General features: G+C 49.0%; 12 protein-coding genes and 1 pseudogene. 7 read left to right on the top strand and 6 right to left on the bottom strand.

Translation table 11 applies throughout. The annotated features are described in order from the left end of the window. Positions 1–176: pseudogene (locus tag AK963_RS35630) on the top strand (IS256 family transposase); the annotation flags it as partial. Positions 177–289: 113 nt separating this feature from the next. On the opposite strand, the gene smrA reads toward AK963_RS35630, so the two are convergent. Both smrA and AK963_RS19440 read right to left on the bottom strand, forming a co-directional pair. Then, positions 290–880: a DNA endonuclease SmrA gene (gene smrA, locus AK963_RS19445; RefSeq protein ID WP_066017096.1), complete on the bottom strand. Its 591-nt coding sequence runs from the start codon at positions 878–880 to the stop codon at positions 290–292. Between the two features lie 189 nt (positions 881–1,069). Then, complete coding sequence (locus AK963_RS19440) at positions 1,070–1,336, bottom strand: hypothetical protein (protein ID WP_139117530.1); 267 nt, start codon at positions 1,334–1,336, stop codon at positions 1,070–1,072. 348 nt (positions 1,337–1,684) lie between these two features. Here AK963_RS19440 and AK963_RS19435 point away from each other — a divergent pair, with 348 nt between their 5' ends. Next, positions 1,685–2,926 carry an MFS transporter gene (locus AK963_RS19435; protein WP_066017094.1) on the top strand — a complete coding sequence of 414 codons (1,242 nt, stop codon included), beginning with the start codon at positions 1,685–1,687 and terminating at the stop codon, positions 2,924–2,926. 114 nt (positions 2,927–3,040) lie between these two features. Here the strand turns inward: AK963_RS19435 and thiH are convergent, their stop codons facing one another. The 3 genes from thiH to thiS are packed head-to-tail and all read right to left on the bottom strand — an operon-like array spanning position 3,041 to position 5,208. Further along, positions 3,041–4,165, bottom strand: a complete 1,125-nt coding sequence (thiH, locus tag AK963_RS19430) for a 2-iminoacetate synthase ThiH (protein WP_066017093.1) — start codon at positions 4,163–4,165, stop codon at positions 3,041–3,043. Between the two features lie 2 nt (positions 4,166–4,167). Then, positions 4,168–4,947, bottom strand: coding sequence for a thiazole synthase (locus AK963_RS19425; RefSeq protein ID WP_066017092.1), 780 nt, complete (start codon positions 4,945–4,947; stop codon positions 4,168–4,170). A 60-nt stretch (positions 4,948–5,007) separates the two neighbouring features. After that, positions 5,008–5,208, bottom strand: a complete 201-nt coding sequence (thiS, locus tag AK963_RS19420; RefSeq protein WP_066017091.1) for a sulfur carrier protein ThiS — start codon at positions 5,206–5,208, stop codon at positions 5,008–5,010. A 386-nt stretch (positions 5,209–5,594) separates the two neighbouring features. On the opposite strand from thiS, the gene pheS reads away from it, so the two are divergent. The 5 genes from pheS to AK963_RS19395 all read left to right on the top strand — a co-directional run bounded on the left by pheS (position 5,595) and on the right by AK963_RS19395 (position 11,555). Then, positions 5,595–6,623 carry a phenylalanine--tRNA ligase subunit alpha gene (gene pheS / locus AK963_RS19415; protein ID WP_066017090.1) on the top strand — a complete coding sequence of 343 codons (1,029 nt, stop codon included), beginning with the start codon at positions 5,595–5,597 and terminating at the stop codon, positions 6,621–6,623. 62 nt (positions 6,624–6,685) lie between these two features. Further along, on the top strand, positions 6,686–9,064 hold the full coding sequence (gene pheT / locus AK963_RS19410; protein WP_066017089.1) for a phenylalanine--tRNA ligase subunit beta: 2,379 nt from the start codon (positions 6,686–6,688) through the stop codon (positions 9,062–9,064). Between the two features lie 116 nt (positions 9,065–9,180). Further along, positions 9,181–9,492 (top strand): integration host factor subunit alpha, encoded by a 312-nt coding sequence (gene ihfA, locus AK963_RS19405; protein WP_066017088.1) that lies wholly within the window; start codon positions 9,181–9,183, stop codon positions 9,490–9,492. Then, the gene (locus AK963_RS19400) at positions 9,473–9,817 is read left to right on the top strand and encodes a MerR family transcriptional regulator (RefSeq protein ID WP_139117529.1); all 345 of its coding nucleotides are present in this window, start codon (positions 9,473–9,475) and stop codon (positions 9,815–9,817) included. Before ihfA ends, AK963_RS19400 begins: the two co-directional genes overlap by 20 nt. A 337-nt stretch (positions 9,818–10,154) precedes the next feature. Next, positions 10,155–11,555 carry a substrate-binding domain-containing protein gene (locus tag AK963_RS19395; RefSeq protein ID WP_066017086.1) on the top strand — a complete coding sequence of 467 codons (1,401 nt, stop codon included), beginning with the start codon at positions 10,155–10,157 and terminating at the stop codon, positions 11,553–11,555. Here the strand turns inward: AK963_RS19395 and AK963_RS19390 are convergent. Then, positions 11,550–12,137 (bottom strand): YecA/YgfB family protein, encoded by a 588-nt coding sequence (locus tag AK963_RS19390; RefSeq protein ID WP_066017085.1) that lies wholly within the window; start codon positions 12,135–12,137, stop codon positions 11,550–11,552. The two genes, AK963_RS19395 and AK963_RS19390, sit on opposite strands and share 6 nt — an antisense overlap. Positions 12,138–12,365 lie beyond the last annotated feature (228 nt).

Genomic DNA, 12,365 nt, shown 5'->3' with positions numbered 1-12,365 from the left:
GCGTCATTCGTAAGGCGATCAAGAACCGGAAGATTTTTCGGACTGATGAGTCAGTCATGAAGGTAATCTATCTGGCCATGGAAAAAGCTTCCGAGAAATGGACCATGCCGATCAGGAACTGGAAAGCAGCCATGAACCGGTTTGAAATTATGTTTCCTGACCGGTTCAAGGAGTAATAGTTTTGGTGGCGTTTACACAGAATTATTTACAGGCTCGGTAATCTGCCTGTTAATGGTAATCGAGTGAAAGCATGCTTTTACATATTTGAGGAACTGGACGTTAGAGAGTGTCAGCTCCTTCGCTTTGCGTGTCGCTCACGGTTTTCCAGTTTCTCTCGCTCGCTTTTTCTGATCATCACATAAAGTGCTCCAGAACCTCCATGGACTTTTAATGCACTGTGAAAAGCCAGCACCGCCTCCATCTGGGGCAGCCAGGTATAGAGATAACTTTTCAGCATGGCGGGAGGGTTGCTTTTCTCACCACGCCCGTGAGCGATTAATACTGTTCGCAGCTCGTGTTCACGGCAATCATTGATAAACTGGAAAACGTGATCCCGTGCCTCCCGGGCGGTCTTGTGGTGGAGATCGAGTCGTGCCTCAAGGTCATATTTACCCAGGCGAAGTTTTTTGAAGACGCCTTCCTGCACACCATCCCGTTTCCAGACCAGAAAGTCATGAGGCTTGACCATCTTCGGGTTGAGCAGGGAGAGAAAATTAGGATCGGTAAAGGTGTCTTCTGCAGCGGCCTTGCGAATCTCCTGACCAGGCGTAATCTGCTGAACTTTCTGAATATCAGCCGTTGCCTTCTTTTTTAATGGGTTTACCCCTTCCATCTCTTTCAGAAAAGCAGAGATGTCATCATTGTCTGTTGCGTTGCTCATAGCCGGATAACTGACCAAGTGGACGGTGATCATAGCAGTATTTACTGCTTTTTTGATGCCTGTAGTGTAATTACACTGGTGACTATTTTGGCCGTAAAGAATAAGCGATGCATCTGGCTTTTCAATGGAAGAAGAGAAGGTGTCCTCTATTGGACGAAGTATGTTTACTAAGGTTGAGGCATTCATCCTTTAGCTATTGAAAGTGAATGCATGCTCTGCTGCGAGCCTCATTACGTAGCCCACTTTTATTACACCGGGTGCAACAATAATAACGAGGTGAGCGATCACCTGCTCGATGATGGTTAGATGAAGTTGATGATGAAGAAAGTAGGCCAATAGAATAGCGAGTAATATTGCACCCGATGATAATGCGATGAGCACGTTTCCGAGATTAAAAAACTGTTGGATTCTATTTGTCGTCTCACCTTGTTCGGTGTGTTTCAAAGTGCTTTTCATATTGGACACCTCATTAACATAAACATGCATTTATTATGAATCTTCTAAGATGCATATTAGAAGCATCTTAACAGTTTGTCATATTTTCCAGTATTAATAGATAGGATTTCTGCAAACCGGGATCTGATGTTTTTCATTTACCCTCTCCAGAAAACTCTGAATATTTCATTAAAATCAATGAGATGTGTTTTTTTGGGGTGCCAGTCCTGGTTATTTATTGATGGGCGACTTGCAGCTGGATCCGGTCAAGAGAAGCGGTCCCATTGATCAGTTGTGGTATTCTGGTGAGGAAAAAATAACCAGCTAGACTTTTCTGCTTGTTTTTGAGCTAACCGTCTGGTTACTGGTATGCGTTTTTTCCTGCAACACCGTACGATCATTATCATTTGCTCTGGCGCTGTTGCCGAGTGGCTGGAGTTTTCTGCCTACCTCTATCTGGCTCCAAGACTGGCAGAGTTGTTTTTTCCTGAGCAGGATCCCTCCACTGCACTGATATCGGTTTTTGGCCTGTTTGCCATCGCGTACCTTACCCGGCCAATAGGTGGTTTCATTTTTGGGTATGTCGGTGATCGCTATGGCAGGCGGCTGGCACTGACGCTGTCTGTCCTGATCATGGCACTCGCCACCACTGGTATTGGGGTTCTGCCAACCTGGAACAGTATTGGTTTGATGGCGCCACTGTTACTGTTGATCTGCAGAATACTCCAAGGAGGAGCTATTGCCGGAGAGTTTACCAATGCTGCAGTCTTTATGATTGAACAGGGGAAGGGGAATCCTTACCTTGCCGGCTCCTGGGCTAACTGGGGAGCTAACCTGGGTGTGGCCATGGGAGCACTGATAACGGCACTGGTCAGCCTGCCCGGTATGCCGGACTGGGCCTGGAGAATACCCTTTCTGCTGAGTTGTATCACGAGTCTACTGGCACTGTGGATTCGTTGTCGCATTCAAGAGTCTCCGGCATTTCAACCGACCGCTGCCAGAGAACTTACCCCTTATCGTGTGCTCAAAGAATTGGCTTTACAGTATAAAGGCAGCTGTCTGGCCGTTGTTCTGGTGGGGGCGTTTGCCGGGGTTTCTCTTTATACCGGGAATATGTTCTGGTGCAGTTACGTTGTCAGTAATGGCTTTTTTTCTCAGAGCCAGGCAAACGTTATTGCCTCAGTAGATATGGGGGTTGAGTTTATTGCGTTGCCTTTAATGGCGGTTCTGGCCTTTAGGGTGGGTGCCAAACCTATTATGTTACTGGGCTTGTTAGTCACGTTACTGGGAGCTTACCTGAATTTTTATATGGCACAACGGGGTGTCACTCATATCAGCATGTTGACAATGGTTCTGTTTGCTTTGGGGGTGGCAACATTTGAGGCTCCCATGTTCAAACTCCTTTTTGACCTGTTCCCTGCCCAGATTCGCTGTACAGGTATTGCCTTACCCTGGGCTGTTGGCTTGAGCCTGTTTTCCAGTCCTTCCCCGATGCTGGCTCAATGGTTGAGTGGTTATTATGGCTGGTCAGGTGGAGTGCTGTGTATTGCTCTGGTGAGTATAGCTGCGCTTTTCGCTATTATGATTCATACAAAACTCAACAGGCTCTAACTCAGTGGGTGCACTGGTCATGTGATTTTTTGCATTTTGGAGACCTTTGGTATCTTCTGATACTCAGCTGTTGTTATATAACCTGTGTCTGAGTATCAGAAGCTGGCTGGAGCGTTAATGACTAAAGCAGTGCGACCAGTCTTTCCAGACCGGCTCAAGCCCTTTGGCCCGAATAGCCTCCGCTACCGCCTCTGGACGGCGGTTGTCGTCGATAGCGAACTGCTCCAGATCTTCATTGCCCGTAATATTGTCATCCGCATATCCACCAGGGTGTGTGCTTGAGTAGGCACTCATGGTAGTGATGCCAAGGGGTAGAACATTATCCCGGAACTTTTCCGATTCGCGGGTGGATAAGGAGAGCTCCGCTTCAGGCTTGAACAGACGGTAAGCACAGATCAGTTGAACCAGCTGCCGGTCAGAGATAACGGAAACCGGCTGAAACTCACCTTCACAGGGGCGCAGACGAGGGAAGGAAATTGAGTAGCGAGTCCGCCAGTAGGTCTTCTCCAGATAGTCCAGATGAGCTGCTACCATGGCAGAGTCGGTTCGCCAGTCTTCCAGGCCAATCAAGGCGCCAACACCAATCTTGTCGATGCCCGCCCGCCCCAGTCGATCAGCGGTTTCGAGGCGGTAATTGAAATCCATTTTGCTGCCCCGGAGATGGTATTTCTCATAGGCTGACCGGTGATAGGTTTCCTGGTAAACCAGAACCGCATCCAGACCTGCTTCCATCAGGGATTCATAATCTTCCTGACTGAGAGGTTGCACCTCAATAGTAATGTGGGAAAAGTGAGGGCGCAGTCTTTTAATCACTGATTTGATATAGCTGACACCCACCGTTCCTGGGGCTTCTCCAGTAAGTAGTAGGATATGATCAAAGCCCATAGCTTTGATTGCAGCAACTTCCCGGTCCAGCTCTTCCATTTTCAGGGTTTTTCTGCGGATTTTATTACCCAGGCTGAAACCGCAATACGTGCAGATATTGGTGCACTTATTGGAGAGGTAGAGTGGAATATAGAGCTGCAGAGTATTACCAAACCGTTTCCGGGTCAGCTGCATGCTCTTCTGCGCCATGGCTTCCAGGTAAGGCTCTGCAGCAGGGGATATCAGCGCCAGAAACTGCTCATGGTTCAGTCTGGTACTCTGCAGGGCACTTTCTACATCCACAGCAGTTTTGCTGTGGATGGACATTTTCAGCTCATCCCAATGGATCTGATTAAAACGGTCAAGAAATGTCATTCCTAAAAGTCGTCCAGAAAGGCCGTTAAAGGGCTGCTGGCCTGAGCCTGCAGAGAGCGTCCGCCAAGACCAGCCTTGTAAGCCCTGCGACCGGCAATGACTGCGTCTTTAAAGGCAATAGCCATCTCAACCGGATCACGGGCAACGGCGATGGCAGAATTGACCAGAACGGCATCAGCTCCCATCTCCATGGCAAGTGCTGCGTCAGAAGGGCTGCCAATACCCGCATCAACTACCACCGGTACCGAGCTTTGCTCAATAATAATCTGGATAAACTCTTTGGTTTTCAGGCCCAGGTTACTGCCAATGGGTGAGCCAAGGGGCATGACGGCAGCAACACCCACTTCTTCAAGGCGTTTGCAGAGAACGGGGTCTGCATGAATATAAGGCATGACGGCAAAACCCATCGCACTTAATGTTTCGCAGGCTTTCAGGGTTTCAATCGGATCTGGCAGAAGATACTTGGGGTCTGGATGAATTTCGATTTTAACAAAATGGGTGCCGAGCGCTTCTCTGGCAAGTTGGGCTGCGTAAATGGCTTCATCGGCATTGCGAGCCCCTGAGGTGTTTGGCAGCAGATTCAGGTTCTGCTTCAGCTGCTTGTCCAAAAGAGGGCCGAGGATATTATCCTGCTGCTCATTCAGGTCAACCCGCTTGAGCGCCATGGTGACCAGCTCACTGCCGGAGGCAATGAGGGCATCTGTCATTAATTGGCTGTTACTGAACTTTCCCGTTCCGGTAAACAGTCGTGAAGAAAAGGTTTTATCCGCAATTTTCAGCATGCCAGCCTTACGTTCTATAAAGAGCTTCGGTTAATGTCTGGTCCAATCAACAGTAGAGGTTTAGCCGCCTGCCGTTGCTTTTATCAGCGTAATGTTATCCCCGTCATTCAGCAGATAGGATCCCCACTGGGATCGGCTGATGATTTTTCTGTTGACCGCAAGGGCTACCCCTTTTTCAAGGTGGTTAAGTTGCTTCAACAGTGCATCAATGCTGAGAGGGGGCTCCACTACCATCGGCTGATTATTTACATTGATCTGCATGGTTAATACCAATCGAACTTTCTAACTACGCTATTGCGCTGGTGATATGGATGCCAGCCCTGCGTTGGAACTCCTCGTAATACCCGAGGGCACAAGTAGTCCTGCTATCACTCGTCATTCCGCCTTGTTCTGACGTCCATATCACCATGCTCATTACGATAGTTAAAAAGCACGATTGGTATAATTTGGCGCCAGTCCTTTTTAAGTTGGCAAGATTCTAAAGAAACAGGGCGGTGTTTGACAAATGATCTGGGGCAGGTTTGATGTGTAAAAAACAAATAGTTGCCATCTTATTAATTATTGGCGGATACAGCCCTATCCAAGGCAAGGTTCAGCCGTTAGAATTGAGCGTTTCTTTTCTGTAGCTCATCTGTTTTGGAAACCCCATGGAGAATCTGGATAACACGCTTGATAAGCTGGTGGCCAGCGCACTCAGTGCCGTTGAAGCCGTTGCTGACGCCTCAGGTCTGGACGAGATCCGCGTCCAGTTCCTTGGTAAGAAAGGCGAGCTGACCTCTTTGCTCAAGGCCCTTGGCCAGCTCTCCCCTGAAGAGCGACCAAAAGCGGGTGGGCTGATTAACAAGGGTAAGCAGCAGGTTCAGGACGCGATCAACCGCAAGAAAGCGTTGCTGGATCAGCAGGCCCTGGATGCCAAACTGGCCAGTGAGGCCATTGATGTGTCCCTGACCGGACGTGGCCAGGAGCTGGGCACCATTCACCCGATCACCCGCACCATGGAACGGATTACCGACTATTTCGGACGTATCGGTTTTACCGTGGAGCAGGGACCTGAAATCGAAGATGACTACCACAACTTCGAAGCCCTGAATATTCCCGGACACCATCCGGCCCGTGCCATGCACGATACCTTCTATTTCGACGATACCACCGTACTGAGAACCCATACCTCACCGGTTCAGGTCCGAACCATGGAGCGTTTCGTCAAAAATAATGAAAATCCGCCCATTGCCATTGTCTGCCCGGGTAAGGTTTATCGCTGCGATTCTGACCAGACTCACAGCCCGATGTTCCATCAGGTGGAAGGTCTGTACGTTGCCGAGAAAGTGAGCTTTGCGGATCTGAAGAGCGTTCTGATTGACTTCCTGAGAGTCTTTTTTGAGCGGGACGACCTGCAGGTTCGTTTCCGCCCATCCTACTTCCCGTTCACAGAGCCTTCTGCCGAGGTGGATATTGAGTGGGGCCGTAATGAGGATGGCTCTATCAAATGGCTGGAAGTACTTGGCTGTGGCATGGTGCACCCTGATGTATTCCGCTACTCCGGTATCGATCCTGAGAAGTACACCGGTTTTGCCTTTGGTATGGGGGTTGAGCGTTTTGCCATGCTGCGTTATGGCGTCAATGACCTGCGCCAGTTCTTTGAGAACGATTTGCGCTTCCTGGATCAGTTCCGTTGAGAGCTGAAGAGAAGTCATTTTCAAACGTTTAAGAACGGTTTAAGCAGGATTGAGTAAATAACATGAAATTCAGTGAAAAGTGGTTGCGGCAGTGGGTCAATATTGAGGTTGACACCCAGGAACTGGTGGACAAAATCACCATGGCTGGGCTGGAAGTTGATGATGTTGAAGCGGTTGCCGGTGAGTTTACCGGTGTCATCATTGGTGAAATTGTTGCCTGTGAGCAGCATCCAGACGCCGACAAGCTGCGTGTGACTCAGGTCAGTACTGGCAGTGAGTCTTTCCAGGTGGTGTGTGGTGCCCCGAATGCCCGTGTTGGTATCAAGGTTCCCTTTGCCACTGTTGGAGCCGTATTACCCGGCAACTTCAAAATCAAAAAGGCAAAATTGCGCGGTGTTGAGTCATTCGGCATGCTATGTGCCGAAGAAGAGCTTGGTATGGCCGAGTCTTCCGATGGCTTGATGGAACTGCCTCTGGATGCAACCGTTGGTCAGGATATCCGCGAATACCTGTCTCTGGACGACAAAATTATTGATGTGGATCTGACGCCTAACCGTGGCGACTGCCTGAGCATTGCCGGTCTGGCTCGTGAAGTCAGCGCAAACTTTCTGGCGGATGTGACTGAGGAACAGGTCGCTGAAGTGGCGCCCGCCATTGATGATACCTTCACGGTTAACATCGACGCTCCTCAGGGCTGTCCTCGCTATGTTGGACGGGTCATTCGCAACGTAGATGTTTCCCGTTCTGCGCCACTGTGGCTGACTGAGCGTCTGCGTCGTTCTGGTATTCGTTCCATTGACCCTGTAGTAGATGTGACCAACTACGTCATGCTGGAACTGGGTCAGCCTATGCACGGCTTTGATCTGGATAGACTCTCCGGCAGCATTCATGTCCGTATGGCTAAGGCTGAAGAAAAGCTAACGCTGCTGGATGGTCAGGAAGTGAAGCTGAACGACAACACACTGGTGATTGCTGATGAGCAGAAGGCTCTGGCGATTGCGGGTGTTATGGGAGGAGAAGGTTCCGGAGTCAGCGAGAAGACCCGTAACATCTTCCTGGAAAGCGCGTTCTTCGATCCTATTACCATTGCTGGTAAGGCTCGTTCCTACGGACTGCATACGGACTCTTCTCACCGCTTTGAGCGAGGTGTGGATTTCCAGCTGCAGAAAAAGGCCGTTGAGCGCGCCACTGCCCTGATTGTTGACATTTGTGGCGGTGAACCCGGCCCGGTTTCGGAAGTGGCGAGCGAAGCGCATCTGCCTGCTCTGCAAGAAGTGATATTGCGTTCTGAAAAAGTGACTTCACTGCTGGGTATGGCCATTGAAAACAGCCATATTGAAGCCCTGCTGTCTCGTCTGGGGCTGGGCCTGGTCGCTGATGGCGATGGTTGCTGGAAGGTGTCTGTTCCCAGCTGGCGCTTTGATATTTCCATCGAAGAAGACCTGGTGGAAGAGCTTGGCCGAATTTATGGCTACAACAACCTGCCTGAGAGCACACCAATGGCTTTGCTAAAGATGAAGCAGGTGGACGAATCCCAGGTTCAGGAGTCAGACATTCGTCGTGCACTGACGGCCCGTGGTTATCAGGAAGCGGTATGCTTCAGCTTTATTGCTCCGGAGCTGCACAAGCTGTTTGACCCCCAACATGAGCCAGTTGCTCTGTCCAACCCGATCGCCAGCGACCTGTCCGTCATGCGTACAACGTTGCTGCCAGGTCTGGTTAAAACTGCCGGCTACAACCTGAATCGTCAGCAAAGCCGTGTTCGTCTGTTTGAAACAGGTCTGACCTTCGTGAAAGAAGGTAATGAGCTTAAGCAGGAGGCTATGCTGGCCGCACTGATTACTGGCAGCCGCCATCCGGAGAGCTGGCAGGGTAAGGCTGAGGCGGTTGACTTCTATGATCTGAAAGGCGATTTCGAAGCTGTCTTTGAACTGGGTCAGGCTGGTAATGAATTTGTCTTCCGCAAGGGTGAGCATGTTGCGATGCACCCCGGGCAATGTGCCGAGATCGTGCGTGATGGCAAAGTGATTGGTCATATGGGGGCGCTGCATCCATCTCTGGCAAAGACCATGGATATGCCTGCTGCAGTTTACTTGGTTGAGCTCAGCCTGAAAGCGGTGACTGGAGGTAAGGTTACCCGTTTTGCTGCTCTGTCGAAATATCCTGAAGTTCGCCGTGATCTGGCACTAGTTGTTAGTGCTTCCATTGCTGCTGGTGATATTGAGCGTGCCATTGAAACTGAAACCGGTGAATTGCTGCGCCGGGTCAATACTTTTGATGTTTATGCTGGCCAGGGTATTGAAGAAGGCTGCAAGAGTCTTGCGATGGGCTTGACCTTACAGCATCCTTCCCGCACTCTAAAGGATGACGAGGTTAACGAGCTGGTTGATCGTGTTGTTACTCGATTGAAACAGGAATTCAACGCCAGCCTGCGTCAGTAAACGCCAGTCAATGGCCTTAGAGTGAATAATAAGATCATGGTAATAGCCTGTTATCTTTCTTTCAGGAAACCCGATACAGCTATTACCATGGGAAAAACAAAAAAGGGGATTGGTTCATGGGAGCCCTGACGAAAGCCGACATGGCCGAGCGACTGAATGAAGAGCTTGGTCTTAACAAACGCGAAGCCAAAGAGATGGTCGAGCTGTTTTTTGAGGAAATTCGCCAGTCTCTCGAAAAAAATCAATCGGTAAAACTGTCCGGTTTTGGTAACTTTGATTTGCGTGATAAAAGTCAAAGACCTGGCCGGAACCCTAAAACGGGAGAGGAAATCCCGATCACCCCACGTCGTGTGGTGACCTTCAAACCCGGTCAGAAACTCAAGGCGAGAGTGGAAACCTATGCAGGACATGGAACTCAGGACGAGTGATCTGCCAGCGATCCCTGGCAAACGCTACTTTACCATTGGCGAAGTCAGTGAGCTCTGTTTTGTAAAGTCTCATGTGCTGCGCTATTGGGAGCAGGAATTTCCCCAGCTGTCTCCCGTTCGTCGAGGTAACAGGCGTTATTACCGACATGAAGATGTACATCTTGTTCGACAGATTCGCAGTCTTTTATACGATCAGCGTTTTACGATTGATGGGGCACGCTCGCAGCTAAAGCGTAATGCTGTCAAGCGACAGACGTTTGATTATCGTACTGAAATAGCACAGGCAATATCTGAATTAGAAGAAGTCGTTGATATTTTGTCCTGAGTTAATTTTTCTATGCCTCTATAGCTGTATTTTTACAGAGTATCAATGATTTTGCCGTTAGTTGATATGGCAAATGACCATACCCCTCAAACTCTTTCTTGATAGCCTGTAAATAGGTTGGATTACTGCTGTAAATTTTCCACAAGTCTTTTGGGTTCTGGTGTTTTAATTTTGAAATCCGACACTCGACCAGACCATATCTACTTTTAAAATCATAAAATGATGAAAGTCGGATTTCTTCCTCTGTTTGGCGGAGATGAATTCCAGCTCAATCGCGTTTTGTAACTTTTCTGTCACAACAATAATTTAGCCTTTCCCCTAACAGTTGGGGGTGATAATGATAAAAAAACTGTTTTTAAAGCCTGTTCTTGCGGCTTTGATTCTTTCTCAGGTCATCTGGTGTACAAAAAGCGCTGCTGAAGAGTACCTGTTTACCATTCACGGTTCTAATACCGTAGGAGCAGAGTTGGCTCCTGCACTGGCTGCCCAATTTCTGGATAACCTAGGGGCTGAAGGTATCGCAACGCTCCCTGGTTATCATGCAAATGAGAACAGGGTGACTGGTTTTCTTCCAGAGAAGGGTGAAGCAGTCAGTATCTACGTGGCTGCGCACGGTTCTTCCACGGGCTTCGAAAGTCTCCATCAGAATAAAGCGGATATTGCTGCGGCTTCAAGGCGTGCCAAACCCGATGAGAAAGCGTTGCTTCGAGGGCGAGGCAATCTGCACAGTGAACAGTCAGAGTATGTCATTGGTATCGATGGGCTTGCCATTATTGTTCACCCCGATAACCCCATCAACTCCCTCGGAGTCAGTCAGGTCGCTCGGCTGTTTGCGGGAGAAATTACCAACTGGCAGCAGTTGGGTGGCCCGGATCTTGAGGTCACCCTTCTTGCTAGAGATAAGCAATCAGGGACATGGGATACCTTCAAAAGCCTTGTGCTTGCCAGGCAATATCATCTGGCTGTTGGTGTAGAACGCTTTGAGTCCAATGAAATGCTTTCTGCACAGGTAACGAATAAGCCTGGAGCGATTGGATTTGTCAGCCTGAATACGATTGGCGATGCCAAAGCTCTTTTGGTCGAAGATACGGCAGGTAAAAGTCTGGCTCCAACCGTCATGAATGTTTCCACAGAAGACTATATCCTGAGTCGTCGACTATACATGTATATTCCAGAACGTTTCGGAACAAATATGGCACGTTCTTTTCTTGATTTTGTTGTCAGCAGTTCTGGGCAATCTGTGGTCAGCGAAGTGGGATATGTTGCGCAAAAAATTGTTCCCAGGAAGTCTGATCAAAGCACAATGCCGGATGAGTATCTGCAGATGATCAAATCGTTTGATCGCCTGTCGGTTAATTTTCGCTTCGAACAGGGAAAGGCTCGGTTGGATAACAAAGCAAGGAAAGATATTCAACGGCTGGCAGATTATCTCAAAAATCATTCAGCAAGTATTAAGCTGATTGGTTTTGGTGAAACCAATGATAACTCTGCATTCTCCCAAACGCTGGCCAGGCTGAGGGCTGATGTGGTTAAACGGCAGCTGATTCGGGCTGGTGTTCCCAGAAAAAGCATTATGATAGAAGGGTATGTCCCTGAGGTGGCCAGGGAGCTGGAGGTCAGTAGACTCCGGCAGATTCGGGATCGGCGGGTGGAAGTCTGGGTAAAACCGACAATCCAGATTGAAGTGAATCATAGGCAACCAGAAGCATCTCTGGTTGCCCATCAGAATCGACTATGAACGTCGTTTTCCGGGTTGGTGGGGCTTTTTCTCTTCAGGTGCGTTGAAGATCAGATAAAGCTCCATCAAAACTTCAGGAATCTGGCTGCACATATCCTCTGTGAGTTTGCTGTCCTTACGAATATCTTTGAACTCCTGCTCATCGTCGAACAGACCAGAGGCCAGCATGATCGGCAGAAGGAGCTCACAGACTTCCTGCTCATTTGCTACGAACCAGGCGTCTTCATTCAGGAAGTGAGCCACCATAAAGCCAGTACACCAGTTGGCAAGGGCTTCATCATCGTGATCTTCCAGCTCGTCAGACTCGCAGGAGAGGGAAAAGCCTTCATCTTCGTCGTTAAACCCCCGGTCAATGGCTGTTTGCATTTTGGCAATAAGCTCATTCAGTTCGCTAGCGGTGGCTTTTGGAAGCTTTACTTCACCATCAAAAATACTCTCATTCCGCTCCTGTTCTGTGAGTGCTACAGGGCAGATTGTCAGGGCAGTCAGGAAACCGTGGAGACCGTGGTAGTCAAGGGTTCCTTCATTTTGTTCAGTAAAAGGCTGTAATAGCAATTCCACAGACGCACGGGTATTGGGCATAGAGGGTATCCTGAAAATGTGAAAGGGGATTTTACTCCGAGCTCTGAGGGGAAGAAAGATTATCCAGAAGATTCCTGGGCTGCTGGCTGCAGATGGTGGTTATACCAATCGCATTTTCTAAATCCTTAAGCTGCCGCCAACTATGCTTAGGCATCATTACCATGCATTATCTAGAACAGATGTCTCGTCGACCACAGCTACCCGAAGGTTTTAATGATGTTGATTTTC

The organism is Endozoicomonas atrinae, assembly GCF_001647025.1.
Taxonomy (GTDB): domain Bacteria; phylum Pseudomonadota; class Gammaproteobacteria; order Pseudomonadales; family Endozoicomonadaceae; genus Endozoicomonas; species Endozoicomonas atrinae.
This window is presented reverse-complemented; position numbering and strand designations above follow the sequence as displayed.

Excerpts from the sequence above, each read along its gene's own strand:
- pheT (WP_066017089.1), top strand. The coding sequence starts at position 6,686 with ATGAAATTCAGTGAAAAGTGGTTGCGGCAGTGGGTCAATATTGAGGTT.
- AK963_RS19425 (WP_066017092.1), bottom strand. The coding sequence starts at position 4,947 with ATGCTGAAAATTGCGGATAAAACCTTTTCTTCACGACTGTTTACCGGA.
- AK963_RS19400 (WP_139117529.1), top strand. The coding sequence starts at position 9,473 with ATGGAACTCAGGACGAGTGATCTGCCAGCGATCCCTGGCAAACGCTAC.
- pheS (WP_066017090.1), top strand. The coding sequence starts at position 5,595 with ATGGAGAATCTGGATAACACGCTTGATAAGCTGGTGGCCAGCGCACTC.
- thiS (WP_066017091.1), bottom strand. The coding sequence starts at position 5,208 with ATGCAGATCAATGTAAATAATCAGCCGATGGTAGTGGAGCCCCCTCTC.
- AK963_RS19390 (WP_066017085.1), bottom strand. The coding sequence starts at position 12,137 with ATGCCCAATACCCGTGCGTCTGTGGAATTGCTATTACAGCCTTTTACT.
- smrA (WP_066017096.1), bottom strand. The coding sequence starts at position 880 with ATGAGCAACGCAACAGACAATGATGACATCTCTGCTTTTCTGAAAGAG.
- ihfA (WP_066017088.1), top strand. The coding sequence starts at position 9,181 with ATGGGAGCCCTGACGAAAGCCGACATGGCCGAGCGACTGAATGAAGAG.
- thiH (WP_066017093.1), bottom strand. The coding sequence starts at position 4,165 with ATGACATTTCTTGACCGTTTTAATCAGATCCATTGGGATGAGCTGAAA.
- AK963_RS19435 (WP_066017094.1), top strand. The coding sequence starts at position 1,685 with ATGCGTTTTTTCCTGCAACACCGTACGATCATTATCATTTGCTCTGGC.
- AK963_RS19440 (WP_139117530.1), bottom strand. The coding sequence starts at position 1,336 with ATGAAAAGCACTTTGAAACACACCGAACAAGGTGAGACGACAAATAGA.
- AK963_RS19395 (WP_066017086.1), top strand. The coding sequence starts at position 10,155 with ATGATAAAAAAACTGTTTTTAAAGCCTGTTCTTGCGGCTTTGATTCTT.